Source organism: Tropicimonas sp. IMCC34043, assembly GCF_003390845.1.
In the GTDB taxonomy this organism is placed as follows: Bacteria; Pseudomonadota; Alphaproteobacteria; order Rhodobacterales; family Rhodobacteraceae; genus Tropicimonas.
Window position 1 is genome coordinate 960,001 of sequence record NZ_QMEK01000001.1, and the last position, 19,191, is coordinate 979,191.

Below are 19,191 nucleotides of genomic sequence, written 5' to 3' on the forward strand. Positions count from 1 at the left end.
GATTGTCGGAATGGTGAGGGACCGGGTAAACTTGCCGCAAAGGCAACAGGCGGGAGCGAGAGAATGAATCCGAATGTCTGGACTGCCCTTGCTGCGGTGGCCTTGCTGGCCGGCTGCAGCGAGCTGTCACAATTCGGCGGGCCTGGAAAACCGCTCGGTGCGCCGATGCAGACCGTTGCCGGCGGAAACGGTGGTGCCAGCGTCACCCCCGCCGCAATGCAGGCGCCGCCGCCACCGAAAGCGGCCGTGACCCCCGAACAGTTCGACACCACGACCGAGGCGCAGCGCGCCGCTGCCGCGACGGCCCCCGCGGCGACCGGCGAAAGGCGGCTTGGCACCACCATCGCCTCGCTCGGCGATCCGGCCGATCCGGGGTTCTGGGCCGAGACCGGGCTGGTCACGGAGCGCGTATCCGGGCGGCTTCAGAACCCGATCACGGGCGAATCGGTGCAGGTGGAACTGCGCCCCTCCGGCGCGGCGCCGGGGGCGGGAACGCGGGTCAGCCTGCCGGCGATGCGGGTGCTTGAATTGCCGCTGACCGGGCTGCCCGAACTGATCGTCTATAGGAACTGAGGCGTCCTCGCCGGCTCAGGCGTCTGGGCCGGCGCATCTGGGGCGGGGCTGCCGCCGGGCAGGGCCCGAGCGGCGGTGGCGCCGCTGGCGCGGCGCGGCCCCGCGCGACACAGATGTCAGGCGTTGAACAGGAAGTGCAGGACGTCGCCGTCCTTGACCGCATAGGTCTTGCCCTCGACGCGCATCTTGCCCGCATCCTTGGCGCCCTGTTCGCCGCCAAGGGTAACGAAGTCGTCATAGCTGATGGTCTCGGCGCGGATGAAGCCGCGTTCGAAATCGCCATGGATGACGCCCGCCGCCTTTGGCGCCAGATCGCCCTTGTGGATCGTCCAGGCGCGCGCCTCTTTCGGCCCGACCGTGAAATAGGTCTGAAGCCCCAGCAAGGTGTGACCGACACGGATCAACTGGTCGAGCCCGGCCTCTTCGAGACCGAGTTCCGACAGGAACATCCCCGCCTCTTCGGGGTCGAGCTGCGCGATCTCTTCCTCGATCCGGGCCGAGATCACCACCGCCGCCGCACCCTCGGCCGCGGCCATCTCCTGAACGGCACGCGACAGATCGTTGCCGCTGGCGGCGTCCTCCTCGGCGACGTTGCAGACATAGAGGATGGGCTTGGAGGTCATGAGCTGCAGCGTGGCCCAGACCCGGGCATCCTCGGCATCGACGGCGACAGTGCGTGCCGGGCGGCCGTCTTCCAGCGCCGCAAGTGCCGCCTTCAGCAGGCGCTCCTGCTGCAGGGCTTCCTTGTCGCCGCCACGCACCTTGCGCGACAGGTTCTGCAGCCGCTTCTCGATCGATTCCATGTCCGCGAGCATCAGTTCGGTCTCGATGGTCTGGGCGTCCGCGACCGGATCGACGCGGCCGTCGACATGGGTCACGTCGTCGTCCTCGAAACAGCGCAGCACATGGGCGATGGCGTCGCATTCGCGGATGTTGGCGAGGAACTGGTTGCCGAGGCCTTCGCCGCGGCTGGCGCCCTTCACCAGACCCGCAATGTCGACAAATGTCATGCGGGTCGGAATGATCTGTTTCGATCCGGCGATGGCGGCGAGTTTCTCGAGCCGCGGGTCGGGAACGGCGACATCGCCGACGTTCGGTTCGATGGTGCAGAAGGGAAAGTTCGCGGCCTGCGCCGCGGCGGTGCGGGTCAGTGCGTTGAACAGGGTGGATTTGCCGACGTTCGGCAGGCCCACGATACCGGTCTTGAAGCCCATCGTCAGATCCTTCGGGAAAACTTGGCGCCTTCTAGTGCCTGGGGGCAGGCGCCGCAAGCCGGGCTGTCCGGGATGGCGGATTCGGGATAGACTGCGCGGGCGAACATCAGGGAGGACATCCATGCCATCCATCAGCCCCTATCTGTTCTTCGACGGCACCTGCCGGGAGGCGATGACCGCCTATGCCGAGATCCTCGACGCCGAGATCCTGTCCATGATCCCGTTTTCGGAAGCCCCCGAGGGCGAGGGGATGCCCGATGTGCCGGGGGATCTGATCATGCACGCCGGCCTCGGCTTCCACGGCCAGTACCTGATGGCCTCGGACGACATGCCGGGGCGCAACAAGGTGCCGGCCTCGAGCCATGTCATGGTCTCGCTGGCAGATCTCGATGCCGCGCACGAGGTATTCGACCGGCTTGCGGAGGGCGGCGAAGTCAGGATGCCGTTTGCGCCGACCTCGTGGTCTGCGGGCTTTGGTGTTTTGCGGGACCGCTGGGGCCAGTTGTGGATGGTGGGAACGGACGAGACCGCCGCCTGATCGGCCATCCGCATCGATTGTCGCCAGGGTTCCGCCTTGATCTTCCTGCCGATTGTCTGCAGGAGAGAGCGGATCACTCGCGAGGACTCCCGACATGACCCGGATCGACGACACGTTCACCCGCCTGAAAGCCGAGGGAAAGAAGGCCTTCGTGGCCTATGTCATGGCGGGCGATCCCGATTACGAGACGTCCCTTGAGATCGTGAAGGGGCTGCCTGCCGCTGGCGTCGACATCATCGAGCTTGGCGTGCCCTTCACCGATCCGATGGCCGACGGGCCGACCATCCAGCTTGCCGGTCAGCGGGCGCTTGACGGCGGCCAGACGCTGGAGAAGACGCTGGCGATGATTGCGGCGTTCCGCGAGGGCGATGCGACGACCCCGATCGTGCTGATGGGCTATTACAACCCGATCTATAACCGGGGCGTGGCGCGATTTCTGAAAGATGCCGTGCTGGCCGGGGTCGACGGGCTGATCGTGGTCGATCTGCCGCCCGAGGAAGATGCCGAGCTGTGCATTCCGGCGCAGGCGGCAGGGCTGAACTTCATCCGGCTGGCGACGCCGACGACCGACGACAAGCGGCTGCCGAAGGTGCTGCAGAATACTTCGGGCTTTGTCTATTACGTCTCGATCACCGGAATCACCGGGTCGGCGGCGGCCGAGGCCGGCGATGTCGGACCCGAGGTGGCGCGGATCAAGGCCATGACCGACCTTCCCGTGATCGTGGGCTTCGGAATCCGCACGCCCGAGGCGGCCGAAGCGATTGCCGCCGTTGCGGATGGCGCCGTCGTCGGCTCGGCCATCGTCGGCCAGATCGCCGAGGGGCGGGCGGTCGACGAGATCCATGCCTTCGTCAAGCGGCTGGCCGAGGGCGCGCACCGGGCGTGAGCCCGATGGCACTGTCACGGAGCCTGTCCTGCAGGCGCTTGCCCTGACACGACTGGCAAGGGCAGGCGCGGTTCGGCCACCGGGTGACCCGATTTGGCTCCGCGACCTGCAAGGGTTCAACGGATACCGGAACGTCCCGTGGCCGACCTTGGTAGAGGCAGGGGTGCTTCATTCCGCGTCAAGCGGATGAACAACCGAAAGTCTACCTAAAACAGTTGCAAGAATCTTTAAACGCGAATTATCTTTCCCCAAGGTCCTGTCCACCCACGGATTTCATTTCAGGACAGTGTCGGCATTGCACCGGGACCCTATACGTAATTTTCGCCGCCGCCGCCGCAGCAGCCTGGAGTGGAGCATTATCATTTTGGAACTTGAGACACATGAAGACGCAAATTTCCGCGCTCTGCGCCTTTCTGGCGATCGCGCCTTGTTCGGCTTCGGCCCTTGCCATCGGATCGCTTGACGCAAGCCGCAGCTATGGCGGGAGCTTTCTTGAAGGCTCCGATCTGGCTGACCTGAAATCCATGATCTTGGCGGACGGGCATACGGTCGTCGCCCCTGTCGCAACCCTGACGGCATCCTATCTTTCCGGCCTCGATGCGGTCTTCATCGGCGTGACGAGCTCAGACTTTGAAACGAACGGGGCGGCTTCGGCCGAGGAGGCCCTGGCGCTTGCGAATTTCGTGTCTGGCGGCGGGATTGCCTTGATTCTCGGCGAGAACGGCCAGTTCGATGCCAACACCAACACCTGGCTCGCTCCCTTCGGGCTGGCCCTTGCGAGCAATCAATACCTTTGGGGCGGAACATGGGAGACGTCCGTCGACCCGCTGCTGAGCGGCGGCGTTTCGGGATCGGATCTGGGGTACTATTCGGGATCGACCTTCGCGTCGGGCAGTTACGACATCTATGCGACGCTGAATGGCGATGCGGCCGTCGTGGGCAAGGCCTTCGGGTCCGGCCATGTCTATGCCACGGGGGACGGCGATTTCCTGTATCTGAATGACGCAACGAGCGGGTACAGCCAGACCTTCATCCTGAACGCATTGACCGCGGCGAGCGTTCCGGCGGTTCCGCTGCCCGCGGGTCTTCCCCTGGCGCTTGGCGGCTTTGGCGTGCTGGCGCTGACGCGCCGGCGGCAACGCAGCGCCTGAACGGCAGGGCGGGGGCGCGGACGGGATCATTCCCGTCCGGCACCGACCCCGCATCCTTGCCGACAAGATTGCCCGACTGCCTCCCGCTTGCTACCCCTTGGCGACGGACACTGTGCGCAAGGGGTAAGCCATGCCTGTCATCACCTGCATCGACGATCTGAAGCCGATCTATCGGCGGCGGGTGCCGAAGATGTTCTATGACTATGCCGAATCCGGAAGCTGGACCGAGCAGACCTTTCGCGAGAACGTCACCGACTTCGACCAGATCCGGCTGAAGCAGCGGGTGGCGGTGGACATGACCGGGCGCTCGACCGCCACGACCATGCTGGGGCAGGAGGTGGCGATGCCGGTGGCGCTGGCACCCGTCGGTCTGCTCGGGATGCAGCATGCGGATGGTGAAATTCTTGCCGCGAAGGCGGCCGAGGCATTCGGCGTGCCGTTCACGCTGTCGACGCTCTCGATCTGTTCGATCGAGGATGTGGCCGAGAACACGACAAAGCCGTTCTGGTTTCAGGTCTACACCCTAAAGGACGACGATTTCATGCGCCGGCTGATGGAACGGGCGCGGGCGGCCGGCTGTTCGGCCATCGTCATCACGCTCGATCTGCAGGTGCAGGGGCAGCGCCACAAGGATCTGAAGAACGGCCTGTCGGCGCCGCCGAAACCGACGCTGAAGACCTGGGCGAACCTTGCCACCAAATGGGCCTGGGGCATCGACATGCTGCAAACTAAGCGGCGCAGCTTCGGCAATGTGATCGGCCACGCCAAGGGGGTGAGCGACCCGTCCTCGCTGACCTCCTGGACCGCCGAGGCATTCGACCATGCGCTCGACTGGAAGCGTGTGGCTGAACTGATGGAGATGTGGGGCGGCAAGGTCATTCTGAAAGGGATCCTCGACCCCGAGGACGCACGCCGTGCGGCCGAACTGGGTGCCGATGCGATTGTCGTGTCGAATCACGGCGGCCGGCAGCTCGACGGCGCGCTGAGCGCAATCCGGATGCTGCCGCAGATCGTCGATGCAGTCGGCGACACCACCGAAGTCTGGATGGACAGCGGGATCCGGTCGGGACAGGACGTGCTGAAGGCGCTGGCGCTGGGGGCGAAGGCAACGATGATCGGCCGCGCCTTTGTCTATGGGCTGGGGGCGATGGGACAGGCCGGCGTGACCCGGTCGCTGGAGGTGATCCAGCGAGAGCTCGACGTGTCGATGGCGCTCTGCGGGCGGCGGCGGATCGCGGATCTGGGGCGCGACATGTTGCTGGTGCCAGAGGATTTCGAAGGCCGCTGGAAGACCTGGTGACAGGCGCCGCGGCGCGAGTCGCGGCGGGCCGTTCGGCGCAGGATCGGGGACGGTGCAGGGACGGCCTTCGCCTCAACATGCCGATTTGTCGCGCGCGCCCGGTTCGCCGCACCGTGGCCCGATCACCCGGGGGGCTGCCTGTACCACTCGAAACTTTACCGATTCGGTCCGAGTCAAATGCCTGAGTCGAAAAGATTTTGTCCTCGATGGCTGAAGCGTATTGACCGATTGACTGTTTTTTCCGTCAATGAGTTTACAAAAAAACCTTTCCTGAAAAAAGGGTTACGACTTTTTTGACGAATAGAGTATGATCTCCCCAAGCCGCGGCTGGGGGAGGCGCGTCGAGGGGTGCAATTGATTGCACCGCGTGATTCCCTCAGCAATTGCGGAGAGAGTCACAAGGGAGGAATTCTCAATGTCTGCTAAATCGAAGGGCGCTCCGGAAACGGGCGCGATTCCGGCCGATTTTCTGGCCAAGGCCCATCTGGACGCGGCCGGCTATGAAAAGATGTATGCAGAATCGATCAATGATCCTGAAAAGTTCTGGGGGGAACAGGGCAAGCGCCTGGACTGGATCAAACCCTATACCAAAGTGAAAGATACCAGCTTCGCGCCCGGCAATGTGTCGATCAAGTGGTTCGAGGACGGCACGCTGAACGTTGCCGCCAACTGCATCGATCGCCATTTGGCCAAGCGCGGCAATCAGACCGCCATTATCTTCGAACCCGATGACGTGCACGAGCCGGCGCAATACATCACCTATCGCCAGTTGCACAATCAGGTCTGCAAGTTCGCCAACGTGCTCGAGACCCTGGGCATTCGCAAGGGCGACCGGGTGGTCCTGTATCTTCCGATGATCCCCGAAGCGGCCTATGCGATGCTGGCCTGCGCGCGGATCGGCGCGATCCATTCGATCGTCTTCGCCGGTTTCTCGCCCGAGGCACTGGCCGCCCGTGTCAACGGCTGCGACGCCAAGCTCGTCATCACCGCCGACTATGCCCCCCGCGGCGGCCGCAAGACCGCGCTGAAGGCAAACACCGACGCCGCGATGCTGCACGTGATCCACGACCCGAGCGTTCTGGTTGTCCGCCGCACCCGCGAGCAGACCACCTGGGTCGAGGGCCGCGACTTCGACTATGGCGAGATGATGCTGGAGGCCAGCGACGTCAACACGCCGGCCGAGATCGGTGCCGAGGATCCGCTGTTCATCCTCTACACCTCGGGGTCGACCGGCCACCCGAAGGGTGTGGTTCACACCTCTGGCGGCTACCTGCTTTATGCCGCGCTCACCCATGAATACGTGTTCGACTATCACCCGGGCGACGTGTTCTGGTGCACGGCGGACGTGGGCTGGGTAACCGGGCACAGCTATATCGTCTATGGCCCGCTGGCGAACGGCGCGACGACGGTGATGTTCGAGGGCGTGCCGACATTCCCCGATGCCGGCCGGTTCTGGGAGGTCTGCGAGAAGCACAAGGTCAACCAGTTCTATACCGCGCCGACCGCAATCCGGGCCCTGATGGGGCATGGCGACGAGTGGGTCGCCAAGCACGACCTCAGCTCGCTGCGGCTGCTCGGCTCGGTCGGCGAGCCGATCAACCCCGAGGCATGGCACTGGTACAACGAGAAAGTCGGCAAGGGCAGATGCCCGATCGTCGACACCTGGTGGCAGACCGAAACCGGCGGCCACCTGATCACGCCGCTGCCGGGTGCGATCCCGACCAAGCCCGGCTCGGCCACGGTGCCGTTCTTCGGCGTGCAGCCGGTGGTTCTCGACCCGCAGACCGGCGAGGAGATCCAGCAGACCGAAGCCGAGGGCGTGCTGTGCCTGAAGGACAGCTGGCCGGGCCAGATGCGCGGCGTCTGGGACGACCATGGCCGGTTCGAAAAGACCTATTTTGCCGATTACAAGAACTATTACTTCTCGGGTGACGGCTGCCGGCGCGATGCCGACGGCTATTACTGGATCACCGGCCGGGTCGATGACGTCATCAACGTCTCGGGTCACCGGATGGGCACGGCGGAAGTGGAAAGCGCGCTGGTCGCGCACCCGAAAGTCGCCGAGGCCGCGGTGGTCGGTTATCCGCATCAGCTGAAGGGGCAGGGCATCTATTGCTATGTCACGCTGATGAACGACGTCGAACCCAGCGACGAGCTCTACAAGGAATTGCGGACCTGGGTCCGTCACGAGATCGGCCCGATTGCGACACCCGACCTGATCCAGTGGTCGCCCGGGCTGCCAAAGACACGATCGGGCAAGATCATGCGCCGCATCTTGCGGAAGATTGCCGAAAACGACTACGGCACGCTTGGAGATACCTCCACGCTCGCCGACCCTTCCGTCGTCGAGGATCTGATCAACAACCGCATGAACAAGGGCTGAGCAATGAGCGAAGCGAACACGCCTCCCGTATTGATCCTGTTGGGGCCTCCGGGCGCCGGCAAAGGCACCCAGGCGCGCATTCTCGAAGAGAGATTCGGGTTGGTCCAGCTATCCACCGGCGATCTGCTGCGTGGTGCTGTGGCCGCGGGGACCGAGGCTGGCAAGAAGGCCAAGGCAGTGATGGAAGCCGGGGAGCTGGTGAGCGACGAGATCGTTCTTGCGGTTCTGCACGATCGTCTGGCCGAGCCCGACGTCGGCAAGGGGGTGATCCTTGACGGATTTCCCCGCACCACCGGCCAGGCCGAGGCGCTTGACACGATGCTGGCCGACACCGGCCAGAAGATCAACGCCGCGATCAGCCTCGAGGTCGAGGATGAGGCGATGGTCGAGCGGGTTTCGGGCCGCTACACCTGCGCCAACTGCGGCGAGGGCTATCACGACACGTTCAAGAAGCCCGAGGTCGACGGCGTCTGCGACAAGTGCGGCGGCACCGAATTCAAGCGTCGGGCCGACGACAATGCCGAGACCGTGCGGTCGCGGCTGTCGGCCTATCATGAACAGACTGCACCGCTGATCGATTTCTACAAAAGCCGCGGGCAGTTGAAAGAAGTGGATGCGATGGGTGAGATCGACGCGATCTCGGACGCCCTCGCAGGTATCGTCGAGAAGGTTCAGGCCTGATCGGCTGGTCGGGGGCCGATGGTCCCCGGCCGCTTCCGGACCGACAGGTCCGGGCAAAGGGAACGCCGCGAGCGGGAGGCTCGGGGTGGGAGTTGCAACCCATTAGGGGGGAGGGCCGCATGTCGGACAATCCTGAAAATAACACGTACTGGTCGGCGAATATTCGTATCGTCACCTGGTGCCTTGTGATCTGGGCAATTGTGCCTTTCGGCTTCGGCATTCTGCTGAGGTCGATGTTCTCCGGAGTGATGATCGGCGGTGCGGACCTGGGCTTCTGGGTCGCGCAGCAAGGCTCGATCCTCGTCTTCCTTGCGATCATCTTCTTCTACGCCTGGCGGATGAACAGGCTCGACGCCCAGTACGGCGTGGACGAGCAATAAGATCAGGGGAACAGGGACAAATGGATCAGTTTACAATCAACCTGCTGTTTGTGGGGGCCTCTTTTGCGCTCTACATCGGCATCGCGATCTGGGCCCGCGCGGGTTCGACCAGCGAGTTCTATGCCGCCGGCCGCGGCGTTCACCCGGTTCTGAACGGCATGGCCACCGGTGCCGATTGGATGTCGGCGGCCTCGTTCATCTCGATGGCGGGCCTCATCGCCTTCGTGGGCTATGACAACTCCACCTATCTGATGGGCTGGACCGGCGGCTATGTGCTGCTGGCGCTGCTGCTTGCACCCTATCTGCGCAAGTTCGGCAAATACACCGTGCCCGAGTTCATCGGCGACCGGTTCTACAGCCCGACCGCCCGCATGGTGGCGGTGCTGTGCCTGATCATCGCCTCGGTCACGTACGTGATCGGCCAGATGACCGGCGTCGGCGTGGCCTTTGGCCGCTTTCTCGAAGTCTCCAACACCACTGGCCTGCTGATCGGTGCAGTCGTCGTTTTCGCCTATGCGGTGTTCGGCGGCATGAAGGGGGTGACCTATACCCAGGTGGCGCAATACTGCGTGCTGATCCTGGCCTACACGATCCCCGCAGTCTTCATCTCGCTGCAACTGACCGGCAAGGTGATCCCCGGGCTTGGCCTCTTTGGCACCGACATGTCGTCGGGCGAGCCGCTGCTGCTCAAGCTTGACCAGATCGTCACCGACCTCGGCTTCAAGTCCTACACCGGTCACCACACCGACACGCTGAACATGGTTCTGTTCACCCTGTCGCTGATGATCGGCACCGCCGGATTGCCGCACGTTATCATGCGGTTCTTTACGGTGCCGCGCGTGGCCGATGCACGCTGGTCCGCGGGCTGGGCGCTGGTCTTCATCGCGCTGCTCTATCTGACGGCCCCGGCCGTGGGCGCGATGGCGCGGTTCAACATCACCAACCAGTTCTGGCCGAACGGGACCGAAGGCGAAGCGGTGTCTCTCGAAACCATTGCCAACGATCCGGCCTATCACTGGATGGCGACCTGGGAGAAGACCGGTCTTCTGAAATGGGAAGACAAGAACGACGACGGCAAGATCCAGTACTACAATGACAAGAACCCCGACATGGAAGCCCGTGCCACGGCGAACGGCTGGGTCGGGAACGAGCTGACGAAGTTCGACAACGACATTCTGGTTCTTGCGAACCCGGAAATTGCAAACCTGCCGGGCTGGGTGATCGGTCTGGTGGCTGCCGGTGGCCTTGCCGCCGCGCTGTCCACGGCTGCGGGTCTGCTGCTGGCGATCTCGTCGGCCGTGTCGCACGACCTGATGAAGGGGCAACTGACGCCGAACATGTCGGAATCCTCGGAACTGATGTCGGCGCGGGTTGCCATGGCGGTTGCCATCGCGGTTGCGACCTATCTCGGGCTCAACCCCCCGGGCTTTGCCGCCCAGACGGTTGCACTCGCCTTCGGTCTGGCCGCCGCGTCGATCTTCCCGGCGCTGATGATGGGGATCTTCACCAAGCGGATCAACAACGTGGGTGCGGTTGTCGGCATGCTCGTCGGCCTGCTGTTCACCATGGTGTACATCTTCCTGCACAAGGGCTGGTTCTTCATCCCCGGCACCGCAAGCTTCCCCGACACTGTCGAGGGCTCGCTGTTCGGGATCCAGTCGACCGCCATCGGTGCGGTCGGGGCGCTGCTCAACTTCGTCGCCGCGTTCGTGGTGTCGAGCATGACGGCCGCACCGCCGAAGGAGATCCAGGATCTGGTCGAAAGCGTCCGCATTCCGCGCGGCGCCGGGGCTGCGACGGATCACTGATCGGTTGGCAGCGGTCCGGCTGACGCAAGCATCCGGGCCGCCGCTTGCACAATGACCGGCGCGTCTCCTTTCCCGAGGGGGCGCGCCGATGTCTTTCAGTCCCCAATTGCGATGGTGATCCGATGTCAGACCCGGTCTCTGCCGACCACAAGCGCGTCATGCGGTTTCTCGAAGGCGTCCATCCCTATGACAGTCTCGAACGCGAGGAATTGCGTCGGCTTGCCGGCATCTTCCGGCAGCGCGAGGTTGGACCGGGCGAGGTGGTCTATCGGATCGGCGACGTGCTCGAAGGTCTTTTCCTGATCGAGACCGGCGGGATCGAGATCACCGACGAAAACGACGCGCCGGTGTCGTTGCTGCGCGGGCGCAATTCCTTTGGCGAACGTGGGCTGGTGCGCGAGGGCGCGGCGATGACCAATGCGCGCGCGATCGAGGAGACCCGGCTGCTGCTGTTGCCGGTCGAGGAATTTCGCCGCCTGATGCAGTCGAGCCCGGTCTTTGCCCGGTTTTTCGACCGCGGCCGCACCGTGCTGCGCGAACGCCGCGGCGAGCTGGCGACACAGCGGGTCGGCGACCTGATGGCGCGCGACCCGATCACCGTTCCGCCTGAAACCCCGATCCGCCGGGCGGCGGAACTGATGCGCGACAACCATGTGTCGAGCCTTGCCATCACGGTGGACGAGGGGCGGCTTCTGGGCATCGTCACGTTGCGGGACATGGCCACACGGGCGGTCGCCTCGGGCCTGCCGGGCGATATTCCGGTCAGCCGGATCATGACCACCGATCCGGTCAGCCTTTCGCCATCGGCGCTCGGTTCGGACCTGTTGCACGTGATGCTGGAACGCCGGGTCGGCCATGTCACCGTGACCGAGGGCGACCGCATTGTCGGCATTCTGACCCAGACCGACCTGACCCGGTTTCAGGCCGTCAGTTCGGCCTCGATGGTCAGCGACATCGCCATGGCCGAGACACCGCAGCAGATGGCTGCGGTGACCGCCCGGTTGCCGCAACTTCTCATGCATCTGGTTGGCGCCAGCAGCCGGCACGAGGTTGTCACCCGGCTGATGACCGACATCGCCGATGCCTGCACCCGCCGGCTGCTGGCACTGGCCGAGGCAGAGCTCGGTGCGGCGCCGGTCGGCTATCTGTGGCTGGCCTGCGGATCGCAGGGCCGGCAGGAACAGACGGGCGTGTCCGACCAGGACAACTGCCTGATCCTCGACGATGCGGCGACCGACGACGATCTGGTCTATTTCGACAGGCTGGCAAAGTTCGTGTCCGACGGGCTCGACGCCTGCGGATACTTCTATTGCCCGGGCGAGATGATGGCGACGACGCCGCGCTGGCGGCAGCGCGCCGCGACCTGGCGCAGCTATTTCCGCAGCTGGATCGAAACGCCCGACCCGATGGCCCAGATGCTGGCCTCGGTCATGTTCGACCTGCGCCCGATCGGCGGCGCGACCCGGCTGTTTCAGGACCTGCAGCTCGACACGCTCAGGCTCGCCCGCGCCAATTCGATCTTCGTCAGCCATATGATCGCCAATTCGCTGAAGCACACGCCGCCTCTGGGCCTGTTTCGCGGCTTTGCCACGGTCAAGTCGGGCGAACACAAGAACGAACTGGACCTGAAGATGAACGGCGTCGTGCCGGTCGTCGATCTGGGGCGGATCTATTCGCTGCGGGGCACGCTGACCCAGGTCAACACCCGGGCGCGGCTGGAGGCAGCCGAGGCGCAGGGGGTCATCTCGCGCTCGGGCGCGCATGATCTGATTGACGCCTACGACCTGATCGCCGAGACCCGGCTGCGCAATCAGGCAAGCGAGATCCGCAATGGCCTGAAGCCCGACAACTTCATGCCGCCCTCGGATCTGAGCGATCTGGAACGCAGCCACCTGCGCGATGCCTTCGTCGTGGTGCGCACGATGCAGTCGGCAATCGGGCAAGGCAAGGGTATGCTGAGTTGAAAGGGTCCGTCCGGGGTTTGCCCCCGGAGCGGACCGGAGCGCGCCGCCCGGGGCGGACGCGCGTATCGTGGGAGGGGACATGTTTCTGGAATTGATTGCCGCCGTCGTTGCCGGGATCATGACCGCCGGCATCGTGATGGGGCTGTCGCGGCTGAGCGGTGGGCGCCTGCCGCGCTGGCTGACACCTGTGGCGGCCGGCTTGGGGATGATCTTTGTCGCCATGGTACTGGAATACACCTGGTTCGAACGCACCAAGGCCGATCTGCCCGAGACCTTCGTGGTCACGGCGACCCATGGCCTGCGTCAGGCCTGGCGGCCCTGGACCTATGGCTATCCGATCGTCGACCGCTTCGTTGCCGTCGATGCCGGGTCGGTGCGCCGCCATCCCGGTGCGCCGGGGCTGCGGATCGCCGATCTGCTGGCGTTCGGTCGCTGGGCGCCGGTGCGGAAGGTGACCATGATCTGGGATTGCGAGGGGCGCCGCGTCGCGCCGCTGGTCGAGACCGTGACGCTGGAGGAGAGCGGCGCGGTGACCGGTGCGGTCTGGGTGCCGCTTGCCGAGGATGACACCGCAGCAGAAGCTCTGTGCAAGGAGGAGCAATGAGATGCATGCAGAGACCCGTCCCGCCCGCATCCTGATTGTCGAGGACGAGGACAATATCGCGCTTGCGCTGATCCATGTGATGGGGCGCGAGGGATGGGCGGTCAGGCGGGTCGACGCCGGCGAGGCGGCGATGACCGAGATCGCGACCGAGCGACCGGATCTGGTGCTGCTCGATGTCATGCTGCCGGGGATCTCGGGCTATGAGGTCTGCCAGCAGATCCGCCTCGATCCCGAGCTTGCGAGCGTGAAGATCCTGATGATGACGGCGCGCGGCAATGCGATGGAGCGGCGCAAGGGGCTGGCACTCGGGGCCGACGGGTTTGTCGCCAAGCCCTTCAACCTGTCGGATCTGATGGCCGAGGCGCGCCGCCTGCTGTCGGGTGCAACGGAGGAAAGCGATGCTTGACCGAATGGAACGGCTGAGCCTGCGCCTCAGGGTGTTCCTGTTTTTCGTCGTGCTGGCATTGGGCGGCGTCGGGGTGATCCTTGCCGGTCTCTGGATCGGATACAACAAGGTGCCGCCGGGGGTCGAGGCAGCGCCAGCCTTCATCGACGCCGGTCTGGTGGCGATCTTCGGTCTGCTGGGGCTGATCGTCTGGATCTGGCTGATGTTCGACGAACATGTCGCAAAGGCAATCCTGAAGCTTGCCGGGCTGTTGCGGGCGCGGGCCCACGCCGAGGTGGCGGGCGATATCGATCTGAAACACGTACGCTATCTGGGCGATCTGGCGCCGGCCGCACAGGCGATTACCGGCACCCTGGCCGAGACCCGCAATGCGCTTGCCGAGGCGGTCGAGCGCGAAACCACGCGGCTCGCGATCGAAAACGCCCGGTTGCAGGTGCTGTTGGCCGATGTGCCGGCGGGCGTCATGCTGTGCTCGTCCGACCACCAGATCGTGTTCTACAACGGCACAGCCCACGGGCTGTTGTCGGGCGAGATGACGCCGGGGCTCGACCGGTCGGTGCTGGATTATCTGAGCCAGGGACCGATCTGCAACGCCTATGACCGGCTTGTGCAGAGCCAGCAGCGCGATGCGGCCTGCGATGTGCTGTGCGTGGCGGTGCAGTCGGGCCAGATGCTCGCGGGGCGCATGCGCCTGGTCACGTTGCCCGGCCGCAGCGCCGAGGCGCCGGGATATGTCTTGACGCTGCGGGACGTTACCGCCGATCTTGCACTGCACGCGGGCCGCGAGGCACTGCTGGAGGAGTTGTTCGACCGGGTGCGTCGGCCGGCGGCAAATTTGCAGACCGTTCTCGCCTCGGGGGCGGGCGAGGCGGGCGAGGGGAGGGCGGCGCTGATGAGCGAGGTGGGGTCTTTGAGCCAAGCGATTACCGATCTGGCGCAACGCTATGACACCGAACACGGCAACTGGTGGCCCATGGAGGACGTGCAGGCGTCGGAACTGGTCGAGAGCGTCGTGGCGCTGATGGCACGCGACCGCGTCACGCTGATCGCAGAGGCGGAACCGCTCGTGTTGCATTGCGATGCCTTCCAGATCGGCGCGCTGCTGACCCACCTGTGCGAGCGGCTGGTCACCGTTCTCGGCGCCCGCGCGCTGTCGCTCAGGATCGCTGTTGACGACGACGGGGCCGGAGCGTTGCTGACGCTCGGCTGGCAGGGGCCGGTGTTGCAGATCGGGCTGCTGGAGGGCTGGCTCGACGTGCCGCTCGAAGTGGGGCTTGCAAATGTCACCGGGCGCAGCGTGCTCGAGGCGCATGGCACCGAGGCCTGGCCGGAGCCCGGGATGGCGGGGCGCGCGATCCTGCGCATGCCGCTGCCGGTGGCACGGCCGGCCAAGGCGGCGGTGGCTCCGGCACGGCGTTCGGCGGTCTATGACTTCGACCTGCTCGACCGCGAGCCGAGCGGAGAACTGGCAAAGACCCCGTTGCGCGATCTGACCTGCGTGGTCTTCGACACCGAGACCACCGGGCTTCTGCCATCCTCGGGCGACGAGATCGTTCAGATCGCGGCGCTGCGGCTGCTTGGCGGCAAACGCGTGCCGGGCGAGGAATTCGAGAGCCTGGTCAACCCCGGCCGGACGATCCCCGCGGCCTCGACCGAGGTGCATCACATCACAGACGCGATGGTGGCCGATGCACCGCCGATTGCCGTCGCCGGGCGCAGGTTTCATGCCTTTGCCAAGGGGGCGGTGCTGGTCGCCCACAACGCGCCCTTCGATCTGGAGTTCCTGCGCCGGCATGAGGCGGATATCGGCGTGCAGTTCGACAACCCGGTGCTCGACACCGTGCTGCTGTCGGCCGTGGTGTTCGGGCAGTCCGAGACCCATACGCTCGACGCGCTGACCGAGCGGCTGGGGATCGTGATTCCGGCCGAGGCGCGGCACACCGCGATGGGCGACACGATTGCGACCGCGGCCGCGCTGGAAAAGATGATCCCGATGCTGGAGGGCAAGGGCTGCCGCACCTTTGGCGATGTGATTGCGGCGGTGCGCAAACATGGCCGGCTGCTGAAGGATCTCAACAGCCCCGAGCACGCCCCGGAGTAGGGGACGGGGGCTGCTCCCGCCAGTTCCGGCCGCATTGCCCATGCGGCCGTGACAGTTGGGCATGGCACCGCCTACAGCGGTGCGGTCCGGGCGATGTCGCAGCCCGGCATGGCTCCCACCGGGGCTGGCAGGGACTTTCCGGCAAATTTGCACCGAATGGGTGTATTTGCGGAGAATTTCTGCATTCTTATTGGTGCGCAGCTTGATCGCTCTTGCGCGGCAGTGCCAGTCTGCGGGCATTGCCAACGGCCCATTTGTCGCGATCGGCCACCACCCGAAAGGACCCCCGCATGACATTTCTGTCCGCAACCCCCACCTGGAGACAGGCGGCCCTCGCCCTGTGCGTTGCCACCACGCCCGGTCTTGCGGCCGCCGAAGGCGCAGAACAGGCGATGCTGGACGACATCGCGCAGATGTACGAGATTTTGCTCGAATATCAGGTCGATCCGCCGGCGGGCGTCCTTGTCGCCGTCATGGGCGATGCGTCCTACATCGGCACGGTCGGCAGTGGCCCGGGCGGCGAGCCGCCGGCTGCAGACAGCATCTTTCGCATCGGGTCCGTCACAAAGGTGCTGACGGGGCAGGTGATGGCGGCGATGATCGCCGCGGGCAAGATTGCGGCCGAGGATCCGGTGACGACGTATCTGCCCGATCTGCCCGGCGCAGAGCTGAATGGTGTGCCGCTGCGGCTGATCGATCTGGTGGGTCAGGCTTCGGGGCTGCCGCGGGACCTGCCGGTGGAACCGGGGCCGGATGGCAACCCGGATATGGCCAGGACGCTGCCCGCCATCGAAGCCTGGATGGGCGCGCACGATCTGATGTTCGAACCGGGGTCGCGGATCCTCTATTCGAACTTCGGCTTCCAGATCCTCGGCGCGGCGCTCGGCGCGGCGAACGGCACCAGCTATACCGAGGCGCTGGCCGAATACGTGACTGGACCGCTCGGAATGGTCGACACCGCGAACGAGGTTGCGCCCGCGGCGATGGACCGGCTGCTGCCGTCCTATTTCTTCGACGGGTCGGAACTGCCGATGGTGCCGGGAAGCGATCTGGTCGGGGCCTCGGGCGGGATCTTCACCACCGCGCAGGATCTGCAGACCTGGATGCGCTGGAACCTTGCGAGCGGCGACGGCACCGGCGATGACCGGGTGCGAAAGATCTACCATGCGCCGCATGGCCGGCGGTCCGACTACAAGTCGGTGTCGTTGATGGACGAATCCGGTGCGCTCGATGCGATGGGGATGGGCTGGGTGTTCATGGACGGCACCGATCACACCCCCGCCACGATGCAGAAGGCGGGCGCACATGCGGGTTACATGGCCTATGTCGCCTTTGCCCCCGAAAAGCAGGCGGCGGTGTTCATGGCAATCAACAAGTTCGATTTCGACATGGACGAGACCATGACCGGGCTGGCCAATTCGATGCTGGCAAGCCTGCCGGGCGCGATGGACTGATGCCGCAACGGGTGCGAGCGCGTGCGCCAGCACGCGCCCGGCCCAACCGGAGGCGGCGCAGCAAGGCGCCGGACGACGGGCGGCAGGGCTGCCGCCAAAGGGCCCGTGCAGCCCTCAGGTGGCACAGACAGGCACGACCGGCACGCGGCCGCGCAGGCTCAGTCCTTGCGCTCAAGCGCGCGCCAGCCGATGTCGCGGCGGAAAAAGCCCTCGGGCCAGTCCACCGCCTCGGCCAGCGCATAGGCGCGCTCGCGTGCCTCGGCGAGCGTCCGGCCGCGCGCCGTGGCGTTCAGCACCCGGCCTCCGGTTGCGGTGACCTTGCCATCGACCAGCGTCGTGCCGGCGTGAAACACCTTTTCCCAGCTCGTCTCGGGCAGGCCGTCGAGCCCGCCGATCACGCTGCCCTTCGGATAGTCGCCGGGATAGCCCTTGGTTGCCAGAACGACCGTCAGGGCAAAATCTTCCGCCCAGTTGACCTTGCGCGCGCCGAGCCGGCCCTCGGCCGCAGCAAGCAACAGATCGAGCGCCTGCGCGCCAAGCCGCATCATCAGCGCCTGACATTCGGGATCGCCGAAGCGGACGTTGTATTCGACAAGCCGCGGTTCGCCGTCCTCGATCATCAGCCCGACGTAGAGCACGCCCTTGTAAGGCGTGCCGCGGCGCGCCATCTCGGCCATCGTCGGCTTCACGATACGCTCGAGCGCGCGTTCGGTCACTTCGGGCGTCATCACCGGGGCCGGGGAATAGGCGCCCATGCCGCCGGTATTGGGGCCGGTGTCGCCCTCGCCGACGCGCTTGTGATCCTGCGCTGTGCCGACGGGCAGCACGGTTTCACCGTCGCAAAGAACGAAGAAGCTTGCCTCTTCGCCCTCCATGAATTCCTCGATCACCACTTCGGCGCCGGCCGCGCCGAAGGCGCCCGAGAACATCTCGTCAATCGCCGCCAGTGCCTCGTCCTCGGTCATCGCCACGATCACGCCCTTGCCGGCGGCAAGCCCGTCGGCCTTGACCACGATCGGGGCGCCCTGGTCCCTCACATAGGCCTTTGCAGGGCCGGCCGCGTCGAACCGCGCCCAGGCAGCGGTTGGGGCGCCGGCGGCGTCGCAAATTTCCTTGGTGAAGCGCTTCGACGCTTCGAGCCGCGCGGCCGCGGCCGAGGGACCGAAGACCGGGATACCGGCCTCGGCCAGCCGGTCGGCGACGCCCGCGGCAAGCGGCGCCTCGGGGCCGACGACGACAAAGTCGATTGCCTCGGCCTCGGCGAATTCGACCACAGCGCCGCCATCGCAGATGTCGAACGAGGCGCATTCGGCGATCTGTTCGATCCCGGCATTGCCCGGCGCGACGATCAGTCGGTCGCATTTCGGGTTCTGCAGGATGGCCCAGGCGAGGGCATGTTCGCGGCCGCCGCCGCCAAGGATCAGGATGTTCATGGCTTTCCCCGGTATGCTCGTCGGTTCCCGATACCGAACGCGGCCCGCGCGGACAAGCGCTGGAACCCCGTGCCGATCCATGGGAAAGATCGGCAAGCGCGCGTTTCGAGGGAGGCCTGCCATGGGCAAGACCAACAAGGACTGGCACGGGGACCATCCGATGCCGAAGAACCCGACCGAAGAGCAGCGTCTTGCCTGGCATCTCGATCATGCCGCCCATTGCGGCTGCCGCGGGATCCCGGGCACGATCCTGGCGCTGATGGAAGAACGCGGCATTGCGGTGCCGGAATTGCAGCAACCGGAGTTGCGCTGAGC

At 65.3% G+C, this 19,191-nt stretch carries 17 protein-coding genes; 15 read left to right on the forward strand and 2 right to left on the reverse strand.

Annotated features, from left to right (window positions below; genetic code table 11):
- Positions 1-63 precede the first annotated feature (63 nt).
- Complete coding sequence (locus DQG17_RS04455) at positions 64-573, forward strand: D-galactarate dehydratase (RefSeq protein ID WP_116131551.1); 510 nt, start codon at positions 64-66, stop codon at positions 571-573.
- Between the two features lie 116 nt (positions 574-689).
- Here DQG17_RS04455 and ychF read toward each other — a convergent pair whose 3' ends face one another.
- Positions 690-1,787 carry a redox-regulated ATPase YchF gene (gene ychF / locus DQG17_RS04460; RefSeq protein WP_116131552.1) on the reverse strand — a complete coding sequence of 366 codons (1,098 nt, stop codon included), beginning with the start codon at positions 1,785-1,787 and terminating at the stop codon, positions 690-692.
- 121 nt (positions 1,788-1,908) lie between these two features.
- Between ychF and DQG17_RS04465 the strand changes: the two genes are divergently transcribed.
- The 13 genes from DQG17_RS04465 (at position 1,909) to DQG17_RS04525 (ending at position 17,443) form a co-directional block, all read left to right on the forward strand.
- On the forward strand, positions 1,909-2,325 hold the full coding sequence (locus DQG17_RS04465) for a VOC family protein (RefSeq protein WP_116131553.1): 417 nt from the start codon (positions 1,909-1,911) through the stop codon (positions 2,323-2,325).
- A gap of 94 nt (positions 2,326-2,419) precedes the next feature.
- Positions 2,420-3,211 carry a tryptophan synthase subunit alpha gene (trpA, locus tag DQG17_RS04470; RefSeq protein ID WP_116131554.1) on the forward strand — a complete coding sequence of 264 codons (792 nt, stop codon included), beginning with the start codon at positions 2,420-2,422 and terminating at the stop codon, positions 3,209-3,211.
- 380 nt (positions 3,212-3,591) lie between these two features.
- Positions 3,592-4,362: a VPLPA-CTERM sorting domain-containing protein gene (locus DQG17_RS04475; protein WP_116131555.1), complete on the forward strand. Its 771-nt coding sequence runs from the start codon at positions 3,592-3,594 to the stop codon at positions 4,360-4,362.
- 130 nt (positions 4,363-4,492) lie between these two features.
- Entirely contained in the window at positions 4,493-5,662 is a 1,170-nt protein-coding gene (locus DQG17_RS04480) for an alpha-hydroxy acid oxidase (RefSeq protein ID WP_116131556.1), read from the forward strand.
- Positions 5,663-6,077: 415 nt separating this feature from the next.
- Positions 6,078-8,045: an acetate--CoA ligase gene (acs, locus tag DQG17_RS04485; RefSeq protein ID WP_116131557.1), complete on the forward strand. Its 1,968-nt coding sequence runs from the start codon at positions 6,078-6,080 to the stop codon at positions 8,043-8,045.
- A gap of 3 nt (positions 8,046-8,048) precedes the next feature.
- On the forward strand, positions 8,049-8,726 hold the full coding sequence (locus DQG17_RS04490; RefSeq protein WP_116131558.1) for an adenylate kinase: 678 nt from the start codon (positions 8,049-8,051) through the stop codon (positions 8,724-8,726).
- Between the two features lie 119 nt (positions 8,727-8,845).
- On the forward strand, positions 8,846-9,106 hold the full coding sequence (locus tag DQG17_RS04495) for a DUF4212 domain-containing protein (protein ID WP_116131559.1): 261 nt from the start codon (positions 8,846-8,848) through the stop codon (positions 9,104-9,106).
- A gap of 20 nt (positions 9,107-9,126) precedes the next feature.
- The gene (locus tag DQG17_RS04500; RefSeq protein WP_116131560.1) at positions 9,127-10,914 is read left to right on the forward strand and encodes a sodium:solute symporter family protein; all 1,788 of its coding nucleotides are present in this window, start codon (positions 9,127-9,129) and stop codon (positions 10,912-10,914) included.
- 122 nt (positions 10,915-11,036) lie between these two features.
- A complete protein-coding gene (locus tag DQG17_RS04505; protein ID WP_116131561.1) occupies positions 11,037-12,878 on the forward strand; it encodes a DUF294 nucleotidyltransferase-like domain-containing protein in 1,842 nt (613 codons plus the stop codon).
- A 79-nt stretch (positions 12,879-12,957) separates the two neighbouring features.
- Positions 12,958-13,482 (forward strand): hypothetical protein, encoded by a 525-nt coding sequence (locus DQG17_RS04510; protein WP_116131562.1) that lies wholly within the window; start codon positions 12,958-12,960, stop codon positions 13,480-13,482.
- Between the two features lies 1 nt (position 13,483).
- The gene (locus DQG17_RS04515; RefSeq protein ID WP_116131563.1) at positions 13,484-13,888 is read left to right on the forward strand and encodes a response regulator transcription factor; all 405 of its coding nucleotides are present in this window, start codon (positions 13,484-13,486) and stop codon (positions 13,886-13,888) included.
- A complete protein-coding gene (locus DQG17_RS22130) occupies positions 13,881-15,989 on the forward strand; it encodes an exonuclease domain-containing protein (protein WP_369907979.1) in 2,109 nt (702 codons plus the stop codon). The genes DQG17_RS04515 and DQG17_RS22130 overlap by 8 nt, the downstream gene beginning before the upstream one ends.
- 290 nt (positions 15,990-16,279) lie before the next feature.
- On the forward strand, positions 16,280-17,443 hold the full coding sequence (locus DQG17_RS04525; RefSeq protein WP_116131564.1) for a serine hydrolase: 1,164 nt from the start codon (positions 16,280-16,282) through the stop codon (positions 17,441-17,443).
- A 158-nt stretch (positions 17,444-17,601) separates the two neighbouring features.
- On the opposite strand, the gene purD is transcribed toward DQG17_RS04525, so the two are convergent.
- A complete protein-coding gene (gene purD / locus DQG17_RS04530; RefSeq protein ID WP_116131565.1) occupies positions 17,602-18,876 on the reverse strand; it encodes a phosphoribosylamine--glycine ligase in 1,275 nt (424 codons plus the stop codon).
- A gap of 121 nt (positions 18,877-18,997) precedes the next feature.
- On the opposite strand from purD, the gene DQG17_RS04535 reads away from it, so the two are divergent.
- Positions 18,998-19,189: a hypothetical protein gene (locus DQG17_RS04535; protein WP_116131566.1), complete on the forward strand. Its 192-nt coding sequence runs from the start codon at positions 18,998-19,000 to the stop codon at positions 19,187-19,189.
- Positions 19,190-19,191: the final 2 nt, after the last annotated feature.

Bases quoted from the DNA above. Each gene is read 5' to 3' on its own strand.
- DQG17_RS04455 (WP_116131551.1), top strand. From the start codon at position 64: ATGAATCCGAATGTCTGGACTGCCCTTGCTGCGGTGGCCTTGCTGGCC.
- ychF (WP_116131552.1), bottom strand. From the start codon at position 1,787: ATGGGCTTCAAGACCGGTATCGTGGGCCTGCCGAACGTCGGCAAATCC.
- DQG17_RS04465 (WP_116131553.1), top strand. From the start codon at position 1,909: ATGCCATCCATCAGCCCCTATCTGTTCTTCGACGGCACCTGCCGGGAG.
- trpA (WP_116131554.1), top strand. From the start codon at position 2,420: ATGACCCGGATCGACGACACGTTCACCCGCCTGAAAGCCGAGGGAAAG.
- DQG17_RS04475 (WP_116131555.1), top strand. From the start codon at position 3,592: ATGAAGACGCAAATTTCCGCGCTCTGCGCCTTTCTGGCGATCGCGCCT.
- DQG17_RS04480 (WP_116131556.1), top strand. From the start codon at position 4,493: ATGCCTGTCATCACCTGCATCGACGATCTGAAGCCGATCTATCGGCGG.
- acs (WP_116131557.1), top strand. From the start codon at position 6,078: ATGTCTGCTAAATCGAAGGGCGCTCCGGAAACGGGCGCGATTCCGGCC.
- DQG17_RS04490 (WP_116131558.1), top strand. From the start codon at position 8,049: ATGAGCGAAGCGAACACGCCTCCCGTATTGATCCTGTTGGGGCCTCCG.
- DQG17_RS04495 (WP_116131559.1), top strand. From the start codon at position 8,846: ATGTCGGACAATCCTGAAAATAACACGTACTGGTCGGCGAATATTCGT.
- DQG17_RS04500 (WP_116131560.1), top strand. From the start codon at position 9,127: ATGGATCAGTTTACAATCAACCTGCTGTTTGTGGGGGCCTCTTTTGCG.
- DQG17_RS04505 (WP_116131561.1), top strand. From the start codon at position 11,037: ATGTCAGACCCGGTCTCTGCCGACCACAAGCGCGTCATGCGGTTTCTC.
- DQG17_RS04510 (WP_116131562.1), top strand. From the start codon at position 12,958: ATGTTTCTGGAATTGATTGCCGCCGTCGTTGCCGGGATCATGACCGCC.
- DQG17_RS04515 (WP_116131563.1), top strand. From the start codon at position 13,484: ATGCATGCAGAGACCCGTCCCGCCCGCATCCTGATTGTCGAGGACGAG.
- DQG17_RS22130 (WP_369907979.1), top strand. From the start codon at position 13,881: ATGCTTGACCGAATGGAACGGCTGAGCCTGCGCCTCAGGGTGTTCCTG.
- DQG17_RS04525 (WP_116131564.1), top strand. From the start codon at position 16,280: ATGACATTTCTGTCCGCAACCCCCACCTGGAGACAGGCGGCCCTCGCC.
- purD (WP_116131565.1), bottom strand. From the start codon at position 18,876: ATGAACATCCTGATCCTTGGCGGCGGCGGCCGCGAACATGCCCTCGCC.
- DQG17_RS04535 (WP_116131566.1), top strand. From the start codon at position 18,998: ATGGGCAAGACCAACAAGGACTGGCACGGGGACCATCCGATGCCGAAG.